Source organism: Streptomyces telluris (assembly GCF_024519335.1).
GTDB classification, from domain to species: domain Bacteria; phylum Actinomycetota; class Actinomycetes; order Streptomycetales; family Streptomycetaceae; genus Streptomyces; species Streptomyces telluris.
Genome location: NZ_JANIID010000021.1, coordinates 101,935 through 121,529 on the forward strand (window position 1 = coordinate 101,935; position 19,595 = coordinate 121,529).

Sequence of the window (19,595 nt, forward strand, 5' to 3'; positions counted from 1 at the left end):
CGTGGACGCGGGCGAGGAGGTGGTTGAACCATGAAGCTCGCACTCGCCGGTGACACCATGCTCGGCCGCAAGGTCGCCGAGCGCCTCGCCACGGACCCGCCGGAGAGCCTGTTCGCCGACGAGGTCGTGGCCGTGGCGCACGAGGCCGACCTCTTCGTCCTCAACCTCGAGTGCGCGGTCTCCGCACGCGGCGAGCGGTGGCGCGACCCGTTCAAGCCGTTCTTCTTCCGGGCGCCGCCCGTGGCGACGGAGACCCTGCGGCACCTCGGCGTCGGCTGTGTGAACCTGGCCAACAACCACGCCCTGGACTACGGCCCCGAGGCCCTGCTCGACACCGTCGGCCATCTGGCCGACGCCGGGATCGCCTGGGCGGGGGCCGGCCGCGACGAGGAGACGGCGCGGCGGCCGGCCGTCCTGGAGCGCTGCGGGCTGCGGATCGGCGTCGTCGGGGTCACCGACCACCCGCACGACTTCGCGGCGGGCCCCGGCCGGCCGGGAGTCGCCTACGCGTGCCTGGAGACCGGCGCCCCCGCCTGGCTCCTTGGCACCGTCACCGCCCTCGGCACGGACATCACCCTCGTCACGCCGCACTGGGGCCCGAACATGACCTCCGGCCCGGCCGACTACATCCGCCGGGCCGCGCAGCAGTTCCTCGCCGCGGGCGCCACGCTCGTCGCCGGGCACTCCGCGCACGTCTTCCACGGCGTCCGGGACCGCGTGCTCTACGACCTCGGGGACTTCGTCGACGACTACGCGACGGACGACCTGCTGCGCAACGACCTCGGCCTGCTCTTCCTCGTCTCGTTCGACGGCACCCGCCCCGTACGCGTGGAAGCGGTGCCCCTTGCGCTCGACTACTGCCGCACCCGGCTCGCCGACGCGGCCGAGACCGGGTGGATCACCCGGCGGTTCCGGCAGGCCTGCGCGGCCTTCGGCACGGACGTCGCGGAGGAGAACGGCCGCCTGGTGGTGGAGTGGCCCGGACCGCCGGCGGAACGGGCCGCCCCGGGCCCGGGCCCGCAGCGCGAACGGCCCGCCCGTGCCCGTAGAGGCTAGGCCCGCGCCCGGTGCCGCTTCGCGTAGGACCAGGTCACCGCGGTCATCAGGGCGGGGATGGCGAACAACGGGGCGAAGACGAAGCCCCAGACGGCATGCGCCGTGGTTCCCGTCATGTACGTCTGGCTCTCGACGGTGAAGGCGACCACGACTTGCCACAGCGCCACCAGGATCAGGACGCCCGAGACGGCCCAGGACAGCGCGGCGAGGGCCCGGGGGCGCAGCGGCCGCCAACGGTCGCTGACGAGCAGCAGCGGGAACAGTGCGGCCAGTTCGGAAAGGACGGAGAGGCCGACGACGTAGGCGATGCCCCAGCCCGGGATGTCGAAGACGTCGCGCAGCACCTGGTCGCTGTAGCCCACGTAGACGCCCGACGCCATGGCGATGCGCCACAGGCCGGACGGGAGGGCGCACAGAGCGACGGCGTGGGCGGCGCGGCGAGCCCAGACGGGTGCGGGGGTGTGGGCGGGGAGGGCGGGGAGGGGAGCGGTCGCTGTCGTCATGAGGGACATGCTGGCCCTGAACATGACAGCCCCGCATCGTCCGCTGAGGCGGACCCTGTCCGCCCCGCGGAGGAGGACCGGTCCACCAAGATCCGCCGAGAGGATGCCCGAGGAGGCCCCGGAGGCTTGGACTGGCTGCTTCCGCCGCGGCCTGAGCCCTAGCATCTGCAGGCATGGCCGAACTCCCGCCCATGACCGCACACGTCTACTTCGACGCCGGCACCGGCGAGGCGGAGCGCAAGTCGCTGACCGACGGGCTGACGGGGCTGGGGCTTCAGACGTACAGCGCGACGCTGGGGGCCCTCAGGGGCGAGACGCTCACCTGGCTCGTGCTCGTCGTGCTGCCGCTCAGCGGCTTCCTGCAGAACGTCGGGCAGATCCTCGCCCAGGACGCCTGCACCGCGCTCAAGCGGATCCTGGGAGGCGTGTGGCACCGCGCCCCGGGCGAGCCGCCCGCGCCGCCGCGTCCGCTCCTGCTGGAGGACACGCACTCGGCCACCCGGATCCTCGTCGAGGCGGACCTGCCCGTCGCGGCCTACCGGCAACTCCTCGAACTGGACCTGCAGTCCTGCACGGGCCGGACGCTCTCCTACGACCGGGAGCGCGACTGCTGGCGCACCGCGGGCGAGCGTCCGTAGCGTCCGCCGCGGCGGACCCGGGCCCCGCGCAGGCGCCCGCACCGCCGCCCCCCTTTCGCGAACTCCCTTCACAAGGGCTCCCCTTCTCCCACGCCGTCCGCTACGTTCGCCTCGCGTACCGCGCCCCGTCACACCGACGACACGGCCCCTTCCCCGGCACTCGCTGCTCTTGGAACACCGGCTTCCAGCCCCGACTCCCCAAGAGGTCCTCAGACTCATGCCTGAACTCAACCGGCGGCGATTCCTCCAGATCGCCGGCGCGACCGCGGGCTACGCGGCCCTGTCGAGCAGCATCGACCGTGCCGCCGCCATCCCCGCCCGCCGCAGCGCCGGCACGATCCGGGACGTCGAGCACATCGTCGTCCTGATGCAGGAGAATCGTTCCTTCGATCACTACTTCGGCACGATGAGGGGCGTGCGCGGCTTCGGCGACCCTCGCCCGGTGTCCCTGCCCAGCGGCAAGCCGGTGTGGTACCAGTCGGACGGGTCCAAGGAGGTGCCGCCCTACCACCCGGACGCCGCGAACCTCGGCATGCAGTTCATCGCGGGCCTCAACCACGACTGGGCGGGCGGGCACAAGGCCTGGAACCAGGGGCGGTACGACCAGTGGCTGCCCGCCAAGGGCACGGGGACGATGGCCTACCTGACGCGGCAGGACATCCCGTTCCACTACGCGCTCGCCGACGCGTTCACCGTGTGCGACGCCTACCACTGCTCGTTCATCGGGGCCACCGACCCCAACCGCTACTACCTGTGGACGGGGCACACGGGCAACGACGGCAAGGGCGGCGGGCCGGTCCTCGGCAACGAGGAGGCCGGCTACGACTGGACCACGTACCCCGAGCGGCTGGAGAAGGCCGGCGTCTCGTGGAAGATCTACCAGGACGAGGGCGACGGCCTGGACAAGGCCGGCTCCTGGGGCTGGATCGAGGACGCCTACCGCGGGAACTACGGCGACAACTCCCTCCTCTACTTCAACAACTACCGCAGCGCCAAGCCCGGCGACGCCCTCTACGAGAAGGCGCGCACCGGCACGAACGTCAAGAAGGGCGGCGGCTACTTCGACGTCCTCAAGTCCGACGTCAAGGCCGGCAAGCTGCCGCAGATCTCCTGGATCGCCGCGCCGGAGGCGTTCTCCGAGCACCCGAACTGGCCGGTCAACTACGGCGCCTGGTACATCGCGCAGGTCCTGGACGCCCTGACCTCCGATCCGGAGGTGTGGAGCAGGACGGCCCTGTTCATCACGTACGACGAGAACGACGGTTACTTCGACCACGTCCTGCCGCCGTTCCCGCCCGCCTCCGCCGCCCGGGGCGCCTCCACCGTGGACACCGCGCTCGACGTCTTCGCCGGGAACGCGCGCTACGGCGCCGGCCCCTACGGGCTGGGCCAGCGCGTGCCCATGCTCGTGGTCTCCCCGTGGAGCACGGGCGGCTTCGTGTGCTCGGAGGTCTTCGACCACACCTCCGTCATCCGCTTCATGGAGCGCCGCTTCGGGGTGCGCGAGCCGAACATCTCGCCGTGGCGGCGCGCGGTCTGCGGCGACCTGACCTCGGCCTTCGACTTCCGCCTCGCTGACGCGCGGCCCGCCGCCCTGCCGGACACCGCGGCCTACGAGCCGCCGGACCGCAAGCGGCACCCGGACTACGTGCCGAAGCCGCCGTCCGCCCCCTCGCTGCCCGGGCAGGAGAAGGGCTCGCGGCCCGCGCGCCCGCTGCCGTACGCCCCGCTGGTGGACGGCGCCGCGACCCCGTCGACCGGGCGCTTCACCCTCACCTTCGGCGGGGGCGACGCGGCGGGCGTGTGCTTCACGGTCACGTCCGGCAACCGCACGGACGGCCCCTGGACGTACACGGCCGGAGCCGGCAGGACGCTCTCGGACACCTGGAACACGGCCTACTCGAAGGGCGTCTACGACCTGTCCGTCTTCGGCCCCAACGGCTTCCTGCGCACCTTCCGCGGGCCCGGCAAACGGACCGGACCGGAGGTGACCGCCCGCCACGACGCCCGCACCGGGAGTATCGCCCTGACGATGACGAACGCGGGCGGCACCGACTGCCACCTGACGGTGACCGACGCGTACGGCGGGACGCGCGAGACCTTCACCGTGCGACCGGGCGGCCGGCTGGTCCACACGGTGGACCTGCGGCGCAGCAAGCGCTGGTACGACCTGACCGTGGTCTCGGACGCGGATGCCGCCTTCCTGCGCCGCTTCGCCGGGCACGTCGAAACGGGTGAGGCGGGGGTGAGCGACCCGGCCATCGCCACGGTCTGAGTCCGGCCCCCGGCCGCCGCGGGGGCCCTGTGCGGCGGGTGACGGGGCCGCCACGGCGGCGGCTCCCGTTCGCGCCGCGGAAGAGAGCGGGGTAGACATGGGATATGGCCCGAAACCGGGACCGCTCCTCGGGGCCCTCGGGCCGCTGGTTCACCGGTCGGCGCCGAGACAGCAGGCGTGAGCCGGGGCAGTCGCGCAACGGCTCGCGGGCGCCGTCGGCGGGACGTCTCCGGTCGATGGTGCGCAGCCGCAGCGTCGCCGGTCAGATGTTCCTGCTGCAGCTGCTGATCATTCTGCTGCTCGTCGTCGCCGCGGTGGTCACACTGGTGCTCCAGGCGCGGAGCGACCGATTCCAGGCGGCGCGCGATCGATCGCTCGCCGCCGCACAGGCGTTCGCCCACAGCCCCGGCCTGGTGGAGACCCTGCAGGGTCCGGACCCCAGCAAGGTGCTGCAGCCGCTGACCGAGGCCGCCCGCAAGGAGGCGGGCGTCGACTTCATCGTCGTGACCGACCGGGACGGCGTCCGCTACACGCACCCCCGGCCCGAGCTCATCGGCAAGCAGTTCATCGGCACGATCGGGCCCTCGCAGGCCGGCCACGTCACCATCGAGAGCGTCAACGGCCCCCTGGGCGAGGAGGTGCAGGCCGTCGTCCCGGTGCAGGACGACCACGGCAACGTCGTCGGCCTCGTCTCGTCCGGGGTGAAGGTCACCTCCGTGAGCAGCGCGGTCGACCGGCAGCTGCCGCTCGTGCTCGCCGCCGGCGGCGCCGCGCTGGCCCTCGCCACGGGTGGCGCCGCCCTGGTCAGCCGGCGGCTGCAGCGCCAGACGCACGGCCTCGGCCCGGCCGAGATGACCCGGATGTACGAACACCACGACGCGGTCCTGCACGCGGTGCGCGAGGGCGTCGTGATCGTCGGCGGCGACGGCCGCGTGATGCTCGCCAACGACGAGGCGCGCCGGCTCCTGGGCCTGCCGCAGGACGTGGAGGGCCGGGCCGTCGCCGAGCTCGACCTCGAACCCCGGATGGCCGAGCTGCTGGAGTCCCGGCGCGTCGCCAACGACGAGGTGCTGCCCGTAGGGGACCGGCTGCTGGCCGTGAACAACCGGCCGACGGACAGCCGGGGCGGGCCGCCGGGCAGCGTGGCGACCCTGCGGGACTCCACCGAGCTGCGCGCCCTCGCCGGAAAGGCCGAGGCCGCGCGGGAGCGGCTGAAGCTGCTGTACGACGCGAGCGTGGCCGTCGGGACGACCCTCGACGTCCAGCGCACCGCCGAGGAGCTCACCCAGGTGGCCGCTCCCCGGTTCGCCGACTACACCACCGTCGACCTCGCCGAGCCCGTCCTGCGCGGCGACGAGCCGCGGTCGGGGGTCGGCAGCGACGCCCCCGAGCTGCGGCGGGTGGCGCTCAGCGGCATCCGCGACGACCACCCGCTGTACCGGGCGGGCGAGATGCACCGGTTCGCCGCGCCCACCCCGCAGGCGACGGGCTTCGTCAGCGGTCACGCCATCCTCGTGGCGGACCTGTCGGACTCCTCCGGCTGGCGCACCCAGGACGTCGAGCGCACGCAGGCCATACTGGACTACGGCTTCCACTCCCTGATCACCGTGCCGCTCAAGGCGCGCGGCGTGCTCATGGGCATCGCCAACTTCTGGCGGGCGGGGGACAGCCCCACCTTCGAGGAGGACGACCTGTCGCTGGCCGAGGAGCTGGCGGCGCGCGCCGCCGTGTGCATCGACAACGCCCGGCGCTTCACGCGCGAGCACGCCATGGCCGTGACCCTGCAGCACAGCCTGCTGCCGCGCGGCCTGCCCGAGCAGAACGCCCTCGACGTCGCCTACCGCTACCTGCCGGCCCAGGCCGGGGTGGGCGGCGACTGGTTCGACGTGATCCCGCTGCCGGGGGCCCGGGTGGCCCTGGTCGTCGGCGACGTCGTCGGCCACGGCCTGCACGCCGCCGCCACCATGGGCCGCCTGCGCACCGCCGTACAGAACTTCTCCGCCCTCGATCTGCCGCCCGACGAGCTCCTCGGGCACCTCGACGAGCTGGTCGGGCGCATCGACCTGGAGTCCGCGGGGATGGGCGGGGAGGACGCGATCGCGGGCGCGACCTGCCTGTACGCGATCTACGACCCGGCCACGGGCGTCTGCGCGATGGCCCGGGCGGGCCACCCGCTGCCGGCCGTCGTGCACCCCGAGGGCACGGTGGAGTTCCCCGAGCTCCCGGCCGGGCCGCCGCTGGGCCTGGGCGGGCTGCCCTTCGAGGCCGGGGAGCTGGAGCTGCGCGAGGGCAGCAGCCTCGTCCTCTACACCGACGGCCTCATCGAGGACCGCAAGCGCGACATCGACGCCGGCCTCGCGATCCTCAGCTCCACGCTCTCCCACGCAGGCCGGACGCCGGACGAGGTCTGCGAGGAGGTGCTCAAGGCCCTGCTCCCCGCCCGGCAGCGCGACGACATCGCCCTCCTCGTCGCCCGCACGCGCATCCTGGAGCCGGACCGGACCGCCGAGTGGGAGCTGCCCTCCGACCCCGCGGTCGTGGCGCGCGCCCGCGCCGACGTCACCCGGCAGCTGACCGAGTGGGGCCTGGACGAGGCCGCGTTCACCACCGAGCTGATCCTGAGCGAGCTCGTCACCAACGCCATCCGCCACGCCTCGGGGCCGGTCCGCGTGCGCATCGTCCGCGACCGCGTCCTGATCTGCGAGGTCGCCGACGGCAGCAGCACCTCGCCCCACCTGCGCTACGCCGCCGCGGAGGACGAGGGCGGCCGCGGCCTGTTCCTCGTCGCCCAGCTGGCGGAGCGCTGGGGGACGCGCTACACGCCGGAGGGGAAGGTCATCTGGGCGGAGCAGCCGCTGGCGTGAGGGCCGCGGCGCGGGCACGGCGAAGGACGGGCCGGTTGCTCCGGCCCGTCCTCCGGGTGTTGTGGTCGTCCGTGGGCGCTCAGCGGTCGCGCAGGTTCTTCCTGGCCCTCTCCGCGGACTCCTCGACCTTGCCGGACACCTTCTCGGCGCGGCCCTCGGCCTCCAGGCGCCGGTCGCCCGTCACATTGCCCGTGGTCTCCTTGAGCTTGCCCTTGACCTGCTTGGCCTTCGCCTTGCCTTTGCCCATGACCGGGCCTCCCTGTGTGTGCGTGCGGTGAAGGGGTTTCTCCCGCAATCCACCCTGTGGCGGGTCCGCGGGGTCCGCAACCGCAGCCTCACGGGCCCGTGACCAGCAGGCGTACGGCCAGGGCCGCGAGGACGAAGACCGCCTCGTCGGGGCGGGTCGCGGCGGCGGCCGTGGTGCGGGCGCCGAGGACGAGTGCCGTGAAGTACACGACGGTGGCGGGGTTCAGCAGGGTGATGCCCAGCAGCGTGAGGTAGGCGCGGAGCGGGCCGGACGGGGTCCCGTCGGCTCGTCCGGACGGCTGACGTCCGCGGTACCGGCCGACGGCGGTGACGCCGGTGCGGGCGGCGAGTGCCAGGAGGACGAGCGCGGAGGCCCAGCGCAGGGGCGTCTCTGCGGACCGGACGACCGGGGCGAGTGCCCTGCCGCCCACCACGGCGATCAGCGCGTACAGGCCGTCGGCCGTCGCGACGCCCAGGGCGGCGCACGCGCCGGTCCTCCACGGCGTCCGGGACGACAGGGTGACGAGGTAGGCCCCGACGGCGCCGACCGGCACGGCGATCCCGTAACCGGCGAGCAGCCCCGCGACCAGCGCGCCGCTCACGTCAGGACAGGCGTCGGCCTCCCGGCGGACCCGGGCTGCGGGCGTCTTCCGCTAGGGATGCCCGGGCCCGCCGCCCGGGCCCTGCAGGCGGCGCAGCGTCCAGCCGCGCCCGCGCGGATCGAGGGGGCGGGTGGCCGCCGTGAAGGTCTCCGCGGCGCGGCGGTAGGAGAGGCGGCCGCGGGCGGTCGTGAACAGGGGGCCTTCGACGCGGCCGAGGACGAGCAGCGGGAGCAGCCGCGCCGCGCCGTCGCCCCAGTGCAGCACGGGAGCCGTCGGGGTGGTCCTGGTGCGGCGGCCGGGAAGGTCCAGGTCGTCGACGTCGAGGGCGAGGAGGCGCTCGATGGGGGCGCGGGTCTCGTGCAGCAGGTGCCAGAAGGCCTGTTCGCGCAGCGGGGCGGGGAGTCCGAGGACGGCCCGGACCTCGTGCGGGCGGAGCTGCGCGGCCCCGTCGCGCGGCTTCGGTACGGGCAGGGGGCGCAGTCCGGCGGTGGGGTCGGCGGTCAGCCAGCCCTGGGCGCGCCACCAGGTCACCGCGCTGCCGAGGACGGACAGTTCGCGGTTGGCGGTGCGGGCGCCGACCGTCGCCGAGCGGGCGGTGAAGGCGTCGCGCAGGCGGGCGGGCGTCTGCTGGGCGTCCAGCAGGGTGAGCGGTACGGACGGGGGTACGGCGTTGCGGCGGCCTTCGCCTCCGGGCGGCGTGCGGTCCACCAGGGCCCAGGCCCAGGTGGCGAGGGCGATGCCGTAGACCCGCCGGGAACCGGCGCCCAGGCCGGAGGCCGCGAGGTACCGCTCGACGGCTACGGCGTACTCCACCGGATGGTTCACGAGGCCCCCAGGTCCGTTCGGCGCATCCACTGACCGCAGTAAACAGAATTCCGAGCGGCCCTGCAGCCAGCATAAGTTGACTTCCTTCGACTCAACTTCATTTCGCTCGGTCCTGGCGTGTCCGTCCGCGGACCCTGCACGCTGCCCGCATGTCAATCGATCTCCGTACCCCGGCTGTGCTGCGCGAGCGGCACTTCCGCCTCTTCTTCACCGGTTACGCCACCTCGCTGTTCGGGTCGTCGATGGCCTCGATCGCCCTGTCCTTCGCCGTCCTGCAGGCGGGCGGCGGGGGCACCGAGCTGGGTCTGGTGCTGTCGGCGCGGATCCTGCCGCTCGTGCTCGTCCTGCTCGCGGGCGGTGTCCTCACCGACCGGCTGGGCGGCCGTCAGGTGATGCTGGCCGCCGACGTCCTGCGCTGCCTGACCCAGGCCGGGCTGGCCCTGGCCCTGCTGGGCGGGGCGCCTCACCTCGGCACGCTGCTCGTCCTCGTCGCCCTGTGGGGCGCGGCGGAGGCCCTCTTCACACCGGCGCTGGAGGCGTACGTGCCGCGGATGGCCCGCGACGAGTCGCTGTCGGACGCCAACGCGCTGCTGGGCACGGCGCGTTCGGCGGCGTCCGTCGCGGGGCCCGCCCTCGCGGGCGTCCTGACGGCGGCGGCCGGGCCGTCCTGCGTGCTCGCGCTGGACGCCGCCAGTTACGCGGTGAGCGTCGTCGTCCTTCGCCTGCTGCCCGGCCCGGACCGGAAGGCGGCCGCGCGGGCCTCGTTCGTCACCGAACTGCGGGAGGGGTGGACGGAGTTCCGCTCGCGCACGTGGCTGTGGGTGACCACGGCGCACGTCTGCCTGTTCAACCTGTTCGTGTGGGGGCCGCTGCTGGTGCTGGGGCCGGTCGTCGCCGAGCGGCGGCTCGGGGGCGCGACGTCGTGGGGACTGGTCATGGCGCTGTACGGGGCGGGGGCGGTGGCCGGCGGCGTCGCCGTGCTCGGCCGCCGGCCGCGCCGGCCGCTGCTCGTGGCCACGGCCGCCACCGTGGCCTGGTCGCTGCCGTCCGCCGCCCTGGCGACCGGGCAGCCGCTGCCGTGGATATGCGCCGGGGCGCTGGCGGCCGGCGCCGGTTCGGCGGTCTGCGGCACGCTCTACGCGACCGCCACGCAGCGTCAGGTGCCCTCCGGCACGCTCGCCCGGGTCAGCGCCTACGGCTCGTTCGGGGCGTTCGCGCTCGGGCCGGTCGGGCTGGCCGCCGCGGGGCCGCTCTCGGTGCTCGTGGGGACGTCGGGGGTGCTGGGGTTCGGCGCGGTCTGGCAGCTCGCGGCGGTGGCCGTGGTGCTGTCGCTGCCCGCGGTACGGGCGGCGCTGCCGTCCGGACCGCGTGACCGCGGAGTTTGCGCTGGAGCGCGCTCCAGCTCGTAACGTCGGCCCCGCGACCGGGTCGCACACGACCGGACCGAAGGGGAACTTCGTGCGTTACACACTGTTCGGCAGGACCGGCCTGCGGGTCAGCGAGCTGAGCCTCGGGGCCATGACCATCGGGGACGACTGGGGCTGGGGCGCGGACAAGGACACCAGCCGGCGGATCCTCGACGCCTACGCCGACGCCGGCGGCAACTTCGTCGACACGGCCGACATCTACACCGGGGGCACGTCGGAGCGCATCCTCGGCGGGCTGCTGGAGGGCCGCCGGGAGCGCTTCGTCCTGGCCACCAAGTACAGCTGCGCCACCGCCGAGGGGGACGTGAACGCCGCGGGCAACCACCGCAAGAACCTGGTGCAGTCGGTGGAGGCGAGCCTGCGCCGGCTGCGCACCGATTACGTGGACGTGCTGTGGGTGCACGCGCGCGACAACTTCACGCCCGTGGAGGAGGTGATGCGGGCCCTGGACGACGTCGTGCGCAGCGGGAAGGTGCTGTACGTCGGCGTCTCCGACTGGCCGGCCTGGGAGATCGCGCAGGCGAACACGCTCGCCGAGCTGCGCGGGTGGACGGCCTTCGCCGGTTCGCAGCTGCGCTACAACCTGCTGGAGCGCACGCCCGAGCGCGAACTGCTCCCGCAGGCCCGCGCCTTCGACCAGGCGGTGCTGGCGTGGAGCCCGCTGGCGGCCGGCAAGCTGACGGGCAAGTACCGCCGTGGCGAGACCGGCAGGCTGAGCACGGAGAGCCCGCAGGGCGCGCCGGGCGGCAACGAGGAGGCGATCGTCACGGCCGTCCTGGAGGTCGCCGAGCAGGGCGGCTGGAGTCCGGCGCAGGTGGCGCTCGCGTGGCTGCTCGGCCGGCCCGGCAACGTCGTCCCGATCGTCGCGGCCACCAAGGAGAGCCAGCTGGCCGACAACCTGGCCTCGGTGGACGTCGTCCTCGACGCCGACGCCGTGGCGCGGCTGGACGAGGTGAGCGCAGTGCCGCTGGGCTTCCCGCACGACTTCCTGCGGGAGCCGGGCATCACGCGGAATGTGTACGGCGACCGCTGGCCCGCCATCGACAACCGCCGCTCCACCTACCGGCGCACGGCGAACGAGATCCTCTGACCCCGGCCGCGGGGCCCGGTGAGTCCCTAGGGCCGGGAGCGCCCGGGCCGGGCCTCTCCTGCGCCCGGGGCGCTGCGCTCCCCCGCTCCGGGCTCCGCGCCCGGCTCCTCCGGGGTCAGGGGTTCCGCGTCGCGCCACTCCTCGGTCCGGGTGGGCCGTCCCGACCGGGTCAGCTCCGCCACTTCCTTCTTCAGCTCGTCGTCCCGCTTGGCGCCGTGCTTGCTGCTTCCCCGGTCCATCGTTCGTGCCTCCTGCTGATCAGGTGCTGGAACCCGTCGGGTGCCCGGACTTCTCCTGACTAAACCAGCCGTCCCACCCCCTCCCGGAACCAAGATTTAGTTAGGTTAGGCTTACCTCACTTTCCAGGTAAACGTGAGAACCGGGAGCCCTTTATGAGGCTGGGTCCGCTGACGGTCCGTACAGGAGAGGGCCGTCCGGCCCTCCCGGCAGCGGGCGGCGTACGGACGGCGCGGGCCGCCGACGCGCCCGGGCTGTACGCCCTGTCGGAACCCTTCATGCGGACCGGTGCGCTGCGCCGCCGCACACCCCACGTCTACGCGGCACGGTTCGCCGAGTTCTTCGTGGCGGAGGATGCCCAGGGGACCCTCGAAGGGTGCGTGGCCCTGCGGACGTTCCCCGGCGACGGCCTGTCGGCCACCGGGCCGGCGGGCGTGCTGCACAACTTCTGCGTGCGGCCCGGCCGCCAGCGCCGCGGCATCGGCTCGCGGCTGCTGACGGCGCTGCTGCTGCACGCCTCCGACCGGTCGGTGACCGAGGTGTTCGCGGCGACGACCGGCGACGGCGAGGCCTTCCTCCGCAGCGGCTTCCGCGAGACGGACGCCTCCCGAGCGCCGCGCACGTGGGCGGCCTCCCTCGACCCCGCCCGCGGCTCCCGCGTCTTCGCCCGGCCCCTGCCCGGGGCGCCGCTCTCCGAGGAGGGCGTTCCCGCTCAGCCCTGGCCGGCGCGCCACTGCCGGGCCAGCACGTACACCAGGTAACAGCCGCCGACGACCCCGGTCAGGACCCCCACGGGAAGCTGCGTGGGGGCCAGCATCCGCTGCGCGGCCAGGTCGCCGGCCGTCAGCAGCAGGGCGCCCAGGACGGCCGACGGCGCGAGGCCGGGGCCCGGGGAGCGGGTGAGCCTGCGCACCACCTGGGGCGCCACCAGGGCGACGAACGGCACGGGGCCCGCGACGGCCGTGGCCAGGGCGGTGAGCCCCACACCGACGACGAGCGCCGCGGCCTTGACCCGCTCGACCCGTACGCCCAGCGCCGACGCCGTGTCCTCGCCCATCTCCAGCATGCGCAGCGGCCGGGCGAGGAACAGGGCCGCGGGGGCGAGGACGGCGAGTGCGGCGGCCATCGTGCCCACGTGCTCCCAGCCACGGCCGTTGAGGCTGCCGGTGAGCCAGACCTGGGCGCTCTGCGCGTCGGTGAAGGACGCCTTCGCGATCAGGTAGGCGTTGGCCGAGGAGAGCAGCGCGCTCACGCCGATGCCGACGAGGACGAGCCGGAAGGTGGCCGCGCCGCCGCGCCAGGCGAGCAGGTAGACGGCGGCACCGGTGACCGCGCAGCCGGTGACCGATCCGGCGGCGACCGAGGCGGTGCCCGCGCCCAGCACGAGGATGGTCACGAGGGCGCCGGTGGCGGAGCCGACGGTGAAGCCGATGACGTCGGGGCTGCCGAGGGGGTTGCGGGCGACGTTCTGGAAGAGCGCGCCGGACAGGCCGAGGGCGGCGCCGACCAGAAGGGCCGTCAGCAGCCGGGGCAGCCGCAGCTCCTGGACGATGTACGTGTACGCGGGGTTGCCGTCTCCGGCGAGGACGCGCAGGACGTCGGGCACGGGGATGCGGAAGTCGCCCGTGGTGAGCGTCCACACGCCCGTGGCGGCCGCCGCCAGGAGCAGGGCGAGGCAGACGGCGGCGGCGCGCGGGTCCCAGCGCACGGAGAGGGCGGGGCGGCCGCCGGGCAGGGACAGGCGCAGGGCGCGCAGGCGCGTGATCCGCGGGGGCGCGCTGCGCGGCCGTGGCGCCGGACGGGGGCACGCAAGCGGGGTACGGCTGGTCACAGTTCGCTGATCCTCTTGCGGCGGACGAGTGCGATGAACAGGGGCGCTCCGAGGAACGCGGTGACGACTCCCGCCTCCAGCTCCTGCGGGCGCAGCACGACGCGGCCGAGGATGTCGGCGGCCAGCAGCAGCGCGGCGGCGAGGACGGCACTGTAGGGCAGGACCCAGCGCTGGTCGGGCCCGGCGATCAGCCGTGCCACGTGCGGAACGGCCAGTCCGACGAAGGCGATCGGGCCGACGGCGGCGGTGGCGGCCCCGCACAGCAGGGTGATGGCGAGCATGGTGGCGAACTGGGTGCGGCCGGGGTGGGCGCCGAGCGCGCGGGCGGTGTCGTCGCCCAGGGCCACGGCGTTCAGCGGCCGGGCCAGCAGCGCCGCCAGCAGCGCGCCCGCGGCCAGGAACGGCAGCACCTGCCGGAGCAGGGCGCCGTCCACGCCGCCGAGGGTGCCGATCTGCCAGAACCGGAAGCGGTTGAGGGTGAGCGGGTCGAGCAGGATCAGGCCGTTGACGACCGCCGTGAGGACGGCGGTGACGGCGGTGCCCGCGAGGGCCAGGCGCACGGGGGTGGCCCGGGAGCGGCCGCGGGTGCCCAGCAGGTGGACGGCCGCGGCGGCGACGGCCGCGCCCAGCAGCGCGCACCACACGTAGGCGCTGAAGCTGCCGAGGTCGAGCAGGGCGGTCGCGGCGGCCACGGCCGCGGCGGCGCCGGCGTTGACGCCGAGCAGGCCCGGGTCGGCGAGCGGGTTGCGCGTGAGCGCCTGCATGAGCGCGCCGGACAGGCCGAGGGCGACGCCGACGCCGATGCCGAGGAGGCTGCGCGGCAGCCGGGAGGTGCGCACGACGATCCAGTCGTCGTTGCCGGGGTCCGGGTGCAGGAGGGCGTGCAGGACGTCGCCGGGCGGGATCGTCTTGGCGCCGATGCCGATGCTCAGGACGGCGAGGACGGCGACGAGGGCGGTGCAGGCCAGCAGCCCGGCGGCCCGCCGCGCGTGCTGAGCGCGGCGGGCCGGGGGCCGGCCCTCGCCCGCGGGGTTCCGCACGGGACGGGGGCCGTCGGTGGTGGTGGGAGCGGCAGTGGTGCTCACGCGTGCTCGTGCTCTTCGTCCGAGTGGTGGTCGTGGTTCTCCACGCCGCGCTTCCAGTAACCGTCGATGTCCACCTGCTCCTTGGCCATGCCGAGGTCGCGGCGCAGGTAGCGGCGGATGGGCTTGAGGGTGCCGGCCTCGCCGGCGATCCAGGCGTAGCCGAGCCCTTCTGCGGGCAGTTCGGCGGCGCGGATGGCCTGCTCCACGAGGTCGCTCGTGCCGGCCGGGGCGTCCCCGCGGTGCAGCCAGGTCATGGTGCAGTCGGCGGCGGTGGAGAAGTGCTGCTCGTCCTGCGGGCCGGGCACCTCGGCGAAGGCGAGGACGCGGACGCCCGCGGGCAGCATCTCCAGCCAGCGGCCGAGTGCGGGCAGGGCGGTCTCCTCGGCGGCCAGCAGGTACCAGTCGTGGACCATCGGCAGGATCTCGGAGCCGCGCGGGCCGAGGACGCCGAGCCGCATGCCCGGCTCCGCCCGCGCGGCCCAGGCCGAGCCCACGCCGTCGCCGTGCAGGACCATGTCGACGTCCAGTTCCTGCACGTCGGGGCGGTAGTAACGGACGGTGTAGTCCCGGGTGATGGGCTCCACGGGGGCGTCCATCCAGGTGTCGTTGCTGATGACCGGCTCGACGGGCAGTTCGGCGCCCGCTTCGGCGAAGCAGAGCTTCACGTGGTCGGTCGGCGCCTGCTCGCAGAATCCTTCCAGCGCGGGGCCGGCGAACGTCACCCGCACGGTGGAGGGGGTGAGCCGGTCGACCCTGCGCACCTCCAGCAGGCGGTACTTGAGCGGATGGCGGACGATGCGCATGCGCGGCGGGAGCGTCTCAATGGTCATCGATCATCCCAATCTGGCCGGGGTGTGCCGCGGGACCGGCACCGCGGTGCGATGGCCCCCGCGCGGGCGCGCGAGGGCCACCGGGCGTCACGTGTACGGCCGGAGGACCCCTCCGAACCGAAGTTAGGCAACCCTAACCTAACTCATCGTGTAGTCGCCATCGTTCCCTCCACCCGGCCCCCGTCGAGCGCGACCACCCGCGGCAGCCGGGCGATGGTGGCCGGCCGGTGCGCGACCACGATGATCGTGCGGTCGCTGCGCATCCCGTCCAGGGCGTGCTCCAGCCGGCCCGCCGTCACCGGGTCGATGTCGGCGGTCGCCTCGTCCAGAACGAGCACCGCCGGGTCGGCCAGGGCCGCCCTCAGCAGTCCGACGATCTGCCGCTCCCCCGCCGACAGGCGCGAACCGCGCACGCCCACCTCGGCGTCGAGACCGCCCAGATCGCGGAGCCACTCCTGAAGTCCCAGCTCGGCGACGGCCCGTTCCATCTCGGCCCGGCCCGGAGTGCTGTGCACCAGCTCCAGGTTCGCCGCCACCGTGCCCGTCACCATGCGGACCTCCTGCGGCACCAGCACCACGCGGCGGCGCAGCTCGGCCTCCGGGATCTCCCGCAGGTCGACGCCGGCGAAGCGCACCGCGCCCCGGTCGGGCGCGTAGAGGCCGCACAGCAGCTTCGACAGCGTCGTCTTGCCCGAGCCCGTCTCGCCGACCAGGCCGCTGCGGTCGCCCACCGGGAAGGCCAGGGAGACGCCGCGCAGCACCTCCGTGCCGTCGCGGTAGGAGTAGCCGAGGTCCTCGCAGGAGAGTTCGCCGCGCAGGGGCAGCTCCGCGGCCGGGCCGTCCTCACGGGGCCTCTCCTCCGCGGAACGGTCGGTGGCCGCCAGCAGGTCCAGCAGCCGGGCCAGGCCGGTGCGCGCGGTCTGCACCTCGCCCACGAGCTGCGAGATGTCCGAGAAGGAGTCGAAGAGGTTACGGCTCGCCAGGACGAAGACCACGACGGTGCCGACGCCCATCGCGCCGCGGGAGACGGACCAGCCGCCGACGAGCAGCAGCACGACCAGCGCGAGCCCCTCGATCAGGCCGACCAGGTCGATGCGGTTCTCCACCCGGATCGCGCGCCGGGCCGCGCCCACGGCCGCGGTGTTCTCTCGGTCGAACCGGCGCAGCCAGCCCGGTAGGCCGCGGGCGCTCTGCAGCGCCTCCCGCACGTTCAGGGTCTCGGTGAACGTCGCCGCGACCGTCGCCTCCGCGGCCGCCTTCCCGCCGAAGGCGCGCGGCGCGGACCGCTGGAACCAGCGCATCACCAGCAGCGTCAGCGGCACGAAGACGGCGATCTGCACCAGCGCCAGCTGCCACGAGTAGCCGAAGAGCACGACGAGGGTGAAGGCGAGCGTGGCCGTGGCCGACACGAGCCTGCGCAGGTGCATGCGCACGAAGGAGGCCAGGGCGGCGACCTCGCCCGTCGTGCGGCGCAGCAGGTCGCCCGTGCGGTGCGACTCCAGGAACCGCAGCGGCGCCGACGCCAGGTTCTCCACGCACTTCTCGCGCAGGCTGCGCACGACGTTCTCGCCGGCCTTCGCCAGCAGCAGCTCGCCCGCGCGGGCCAGGCCCAGTTGGAGCACCGCGAGGACGACGAGGACCACGGCGGCGGTCAGCAACCCGCCGCGGTCCCGGTCGAGCAGGGCGTCCGTCGCCCGCCCGATCAGCGGGGCGACGGCCACCAGCGCGGCGGAGTCCAGCAGCCCGACCACGAGGGCGACGACGAGTGCGCGCCGGTGCGGGCGCAGATAGGGGGCGGCGCGGCGCAGCACGCGCCGCTCGTCGGGCTGCTCGGCAAGCAGAACCGGCTCAGCCACGGGGGCCCTCCGGGGTGGTGGCGGATACGGGTGCGGGTGCCGCCTGGGAGGCGGCGGGGGCGTTTCCGGGACGGGCTTCGGCGTCGGTGTCGGCGTCGGCGTCACCCCCGCGCCCCGCGGCCGTCAGGGTCACGACGCGGTCCGCCGCCTCCAGCACCGCCGTGCGGTGCGTGGCGAAGACGATGGTGCGGCCCGCGGCCCACGTGCGCAGGCGGTCGAGGATCAGTCGCTCGGTGGTGGTGTCCAGGGCGGACGTGGAGTCGTCCAGGATCAGCACCTCCGGTTCGCCCAGCAGCGCGCGGGCGATGGCGAGACGCTGGACCTGTCCGCCCGACAGGGCGGTGCCGCTCTCGCCGAGTTCGGTGCCGTAGCCGTCGGCCATCGCGGTGATCTGGTCGTGGATGCCGGCGGTCCCGCAGGCGGCGTGCAGGGCCTCGTCCGGCAGGTCGCGGCCGAGCCGCAGGTTCTCGGCGACCGTGCCGGACAGCAGCATCGGCCGCTGGGCGACGTACGCGATCCGGCCTCGGATGTCGTCCAGGGCGGCCTCGCGCAGGTCCGTGCCGCCGTAGCGGACGGCTCCCGTGCCGGGGTCGTCGAGCCGGACGGGCAGCCGCAGCAGGGTGCTCTTGCCGGAGCCGGTGGCGCCGCTCACGGCGACGAACTCCCCCGCGCGGACCGTTAGGTCGAGCGGCGCGAGGACGGTGACGCCGTCACGCACCGCGCTCACGCCCGCCAGCTCCAGGTCGCCGCCGGAGGTGAGCGCGACCGGCTCGGCCGGGTCGGTGACGGTGGCCTCGATGGACAGCGCCTCGTCGATGCGGGAGGCGGCCACGTCGGCCTGGCCGCGGGCGAGGAGCCGGTCGACCAGGACGCGGGTGGCGAGGGTGATGCTGGCCATCCAGGACGTGAAGGCGACCAGGCCGCCGATGGTCAGCCGGCCGTCGAGGACGGCGAGGCCGCCGAAGCCCACGCCGACGGCCACGGCCATGCGCGGCACGAAGGGGGCGACGGACGCCCAGGAGGCCTCGATCCGGGCCGCCTTGACAGTGCGGTCGGTGACGGCGGCGCTGGCCGCGTCGTGCCGGGCCACGAGCGGCCGGTGGCCGCCCGTGCCGCGCAGGCCGGTGCCGAGCTGGAGCAGGTCGGCCACGGCCTCGGCGCGGACGCCGTGCGCCTCGGCCAGCGCGCCGCTGGCCGCGCCGAAGCGGCGCGGGAAGTACAGGTTGACCCAGACCAGGAACGGCAGCATGCCCAGCGTCACCAGCAGCAGCGACACGTCGAGCACGCCCATGCCGGTCAGGACGCCGGCGAAGGTGGTGGCCAGCACGACCCAGATGGCCAGGCCGTGCACCCACTCGCGCACCAGGTCGGTGTCCCGGCCGGCGCGCATGGCCAGGTCGCCGTGGCCGCGGGAGGCGAGCGCGGCGCGGTCCAGGCCGGCGAGGTGCCGCAGCAGCCGGGAGCGCAGGTCGGCGCCCACCTTGGCGTCGGCGGAACCGGCCCAGTACTGCCAGCCGTAGAGCCCGGCGAACTGGACGCCCGCGGCGCACAGGGTGGCCGCGGCCCACACCAGCAGGGCGTGGTTGTCCTTGGCCGTGACGCCGTCGTCCAGCGCCTTCTGGATGCACCACGGGACCGCGAGGAAGGCGATCTGCCGGACTCCGGCGGCGGCCATGGCCGCGCCGACCGTCGCCCAGTGCGGCCGCAGGGAGCCGCGCAGCAGGGCGCGGGCCCGTCGCCGCCGTTCGGGCGAGAGGTCCCGTGGGCTCTGCTCCTCCTCTTCCGGGGAGCCCTCCTCCGGGACGTCCTCCTCCGGGACGGCCCCGGCGGGCGGGGCCTCGTCGGCGGGCGGCGGGCCCGGGGGCTCGTCGGCGGTGCCGGGGTGGTGCTCCGGCTTGGCGTGTTGGGTGCTCACGACGTCAGGTATCCGCTCTCAGCAGGTCGGCTCGGCCGCTGCGGGCGGACCGGGCGGGTGCCCGGTCCGCCCGCGGCGGCGGGTCTTCGAAAGGGGCCGGTCAGGACCGGGCGACGAGGCTCGCCGGGCGCATGTCGGTCCAGTGGGCGTCGACGTAGTCGGTGCAGGCCTGCAGGGAGTCCTCGCCGTGGACGGCGGTCCAGCCGTCGGGGACCTCGGCGAAGGCGGGCCACAGGGAGTGCTGGTTCTCGGCGTTGACGAGAACGAAGTAGCGGGCGTCGTTGTCCTCGAACGGGTTGGTGGTGTTGCTCATGA

General features: G+C 74.5%; 17 protein-coding genes and 1 pseudogene. 7 read left to right on the forward strand and 11 right to left on the reverse strand.

The features are described 5' to 3' along the window. Nucleotides 1-30 precede the first annotated feature (30 nt). Nucleotides 31-1,056: a CapA family protein gene (locus tag NQU55_RS22275; protein WP_168094142.1), complete on the forward strand. Its 1,026-nt coding sequence runs from the start codon at nt 31-33 to the stop codon at nt 1,054-1,056. On the opposite strand, the gene NQU55_RS22280 is transcribed toward NQU55_RS22275, so the two are convergent. Further along, nucleotides 1,053-1,568, reverse strand: coding sequence for a hypothetical protein (locus NQU55_RS22280; protein WP_168094143.1), 516 nt, complete (start codon nt 1,566-1,568; stop codon nt 1,053-1,055). The genes NQU55_RS22275 and NQU55_RS22280 overlap by 4 nt on opposite strands. A 164-nt stretch (nt 1,569-1,732) precedes the next feature. Here NQU55_RS22280 and NQU55_RS22285 point away from each other — a divergent pair, with 164 nt between their 5' ends. The 3 genes from NQU55_RS22285 (at nt 1,733) to NQU55_RS22295 (ending at nt 7,336) form a co-directional block, all read left to right on the forward strand. Then, nucleotides 1,733-2,197: a hypothetical protein gene (locus NQU55_RS22285; RefSeq protein ID WP_168094141.1), complete on the forward strand. Its 465-nt coding sequence runs from the start codon at nt 1,733-1,735 to the stop codon at nt 2,195-2,197. A gap of 217 nt (nt 2,198-2,414) precedes the next feature. After that, nucleotides 2,415-4,472, forward strand: coding sequence for a phosphocholine-specific phospholipase C (locus NQU55_RS22290; RefSeq protein WP_168094140.1), 2,058 nt, complete (start codon nt 2,415-2,417; stop codon nt 4,470-4,472). A 236-nt stretch (nt 4,473-4,708) separates the two neighbouring features. Continuing rightward, nucleotides 4,709-7,336, forward strand: a complete 2,628-nt coding sequence (locus NQU55_RS22295; RefSeq protein ID WP_206329606.1) for a SpoIIE family protein phosphatase — start codon at nt 4,709-4,711, stop codon at nt 7,334-7,336. 79 nt (nt 7,337-7,415) lie between these two features. On the opposite strand, the gene NQU55_RS22300 is transcribed toward NQU55_RS22295, so the two are convergent. The 3 genes and pseudogenes from NQU55_RS22300 to NQU55_RS22310 form a co-directional block, all read right to left on the reverse strand. Then, complete coding sequence (locus tag NQU55_RS22300; protein ID WP_168094138.1) at nt 7,416-7,583, reverse strand: CsbD family protein; 168 nt, start codon at nt 7,581-7,583, stop codon at nt 7,416-7,418. A gap of 115 nt (nt 7,584-7,698) precedes the next feature. After that, nucleotides 7,699-8,184, reverse strand: a pseudogene (locus tag NQU55_RS22305) (LysE family transporter); the annotation flags it as partial. A 51-nt stretch (nt 8,185-8,235) separates the two neighbouring features. Further along, a complete protein-coding gene (locus tag NQU55_RS22310) occupies nt 8,236-9,009 on the reverse strand; it encodes a site-specific integrase (protein WP_168094136.1) in 774 nt (257 codons plus the stop codon). A gap of 149 nt (nt 9,010-9,158) precedes the next feature. Here NQU55_RS22310 and NQU55_RS22315 point away from each other — a divergent pair, with 149 nt between their 5' ends. Together NQU55_RS22315 and NQU55_RS22320 are read left to right on the forward strand one after the other, a co-directional pair. Next, a complete protein-coding gene (locus tag NQU55_RS22315; protein WP_168094135.1) occupies nt 9,159-10,418 on the forward strand; it encodes an MFS transporter in 1,260 nt (419 codons plus the stop codon). Between the two features lie 49 nt (nt 10,419-10,467). Then, nucleotides 10,468-11,526 carry an aldo/keto reductase gene (locus NQU55_RS22320; protein ID WP_256791005.1) on the forward strand — a complete coding sequence of 353 codons (1,059 nt, stop codon included), beginning with the start codon at nt 10,468-10,470 and terminating at the stop codon, nt 11,524-11,526. Nucleotides 11,527-11,552: 26 nt separating this feature from the next. Here the strand turns inward: NQU55_RS22320 and NQU55_RS22325 are convergent, their stop codons facing one another. Beyond that, entirely contained in the window at nt 11,553-11,765 is a 213-nt protein-coding gene (locus NQU55_RS22325; protein ID WP_168096987.1) for a hypothetical protein, read from the reverse strand. 153 nt (nt 11,766-11,918) lie between these two features. On the opposite strand from NQU55_RS22325, the gene NQU55_RS22330 reads away from it, so the two are divergent. Beyond that, entirely contained in the window at nt 11,919-12,524 is a 606-nt protein-coding gene (locus tag NQU55_RS22330) for a GNAT family N-acetyltransferase (protein ID WP_256791006.1), read from the forward strand. On the opposite strand, the gene NQU55_RS22335 is transcribed toward NQU55_RS22330, so the two are convergent. The 6 genes from NQU55_RS22335 to NQU55_RS22360 form a co-directional block, all read right to left on the reverse strand. Further along, nucleotides 12,476-13,594, reverse strand: a complete 1,119-nt coding sequence (locus NQU55_RS22335) for a FecCD family ABC transporter permease (protein ID WP_308402263.1) — start codon at nt 13,592-13,594, stop codon at nt 12,476-12,478. The genes NQU55_RS22330 and NQU55_RS22335 overlap by 49 nt on opposite strands. Further along, a complete protein-coding gene (locus NQU55_RS22340; protein ID WP_372504768.1) occupies nt 13,591-14,679 on the reverse strand; it encodes a FecCD family ABC transporter permease in 1,089 nt (362 codons plus the stop codon). The genes NQU55_RS22335 and NQU55_RS22340 overlap by 4 nt, the downstream gene beginning before the upstream one ends. Further along, a complete protein-coding gene (locus tag NQU55_RS22345; RefSeq protein ID WP_206329909.1) occupies nt 14,676-15,509 on the reverse strand; it encodes a siderophore-interacting protein in 834 nt (277 codons plus the stop codon). Before NQU55_RS22345 ends, NQU55_RS22340 begins: the two co-directional genes overlap by 4 nt. A gap of 143 nt (nt 15,510-15,652) precedes the next feature. Then, nucleotides 15,653-17,365, reverse strand: coding sequence for an ABC transporter ATP-binding protein (locus NQU55_RS22350; RefSeq protein ID WP_168095426.1), 1,713 nt, complete (start codon nt 17,363-17,365; stop codon nt 15,653-15,655). Further along, nucleotides 17,358-19,280 carry an ABC transporter ATP-binding protein gene (locus tag NQU55_RS22355; RefSeq protein WP_168095427.1) on the reverse strand — a complete coding sequence of 641 codons (1,923 nt, stop codon included), beginning with the start codon at nt 19,278-19,280 and terminating at the stop codon, nt 17,358-17,360. Before NQU55_RS22355 ends, NQU55_RS22350 begins: the two co-directional genes overlap by 8 nt. Before the next feature lie 100 nt (nt 19,281-19,380). Next, complete coding sequence (locus tag NQU55_RS22360; protein WP_168095428.1) at nt 19,381-19,593, reverse strand: MbtH family protein; 213 nt, start codon at nt 19,591-19,593, stop codon at nt 19,381-19,383. Nucleotides 19,594-19,595: the final 2 nt, after the last annotated feature.

Excerpts from the sequence above, each read along its gene's own strand:
- NQU55_RS22285 (WP_168094141.1), top strand. The coding sequence starts at position 1,733 with ATGGCCGAACTCCCGCCCATGACCGCACACGTCTACTTCGACGCCGGC.
- NQU55_RS22280 (WP_168094143.1), bottom strand. The coding sequence starts at position 1,568 with ATGTCCCTCATGACGACAGCGACCGCTCCCCTCCCCGCCCTCCCCGCC.
- NQU55_RS22295 (WP_206329606.1), top strand. The coding sequence starts at position 4,709 with ATGGTGCGCAGCCGCAGCGTCGCCGGTCAGATGTTCCTGCTGCAGCTG.
- NQU55_RS22330 (WP_256791006.1), top strand. The coding sequence starts at position 11,919 with ATGAGGCTGGGTCCGCTGACGGTCCGTACAGGAGAGGGCCGTCCGGCC.
- NQU55_RS22315 (WP_168094135.1), top strand. The coding sequence starts at position 9,159 with ATGTCAATCGATCTCCGTACCCCGGCTGTGCTGCGCGAGCGGCACTTC.
- NQU55_RS22275 (WP_168094142.1), top strand. The coding sequence starts at position 31 with ATGAAGCTCGCACTCGCCGGTGACACCATGCTCGGCCGCAAGGTCGCC.
- NQU55_RS22345 (WP_206329909.1), bottom strand. The coding sequence starts at position 15,509 with ATGACCATTGAGACGCTCCCGCCGCGCATGCGCATCGTCCGCCATCCG.
- NQU55_RS22325 (WP_168096987.1), bottom strand. The coding sequence starts at position 11,765 with ATGGACCGGGGAAGCAGCAAGCACGGCGCCAAGCGGGACGACGAGCTG.
- NQU55_RS22300 (WP_168094138.1), bottom strand. The coding sequence starts at position 7,583 with ATGGGCAAAGGCAAGGCGAAGGCCAAGCAGGTCAAGGGCAAGCTCAAG.
- NQU55_RS22360 (WP_168095428.1), bottom strand. The coding sequence starts at position 19,593 with ATGAGCAACACCACCAACCCGTTCGAGGACAACGACGCCCGCTACTTC.
- NQU55_RS22290 (WP_168094140.1), top strand. The coding sequence starts at position 2,415 with ATGCCTGAACTCAACCGGCGGCGATTCCTCCAGATCGCCGGCGCGACC.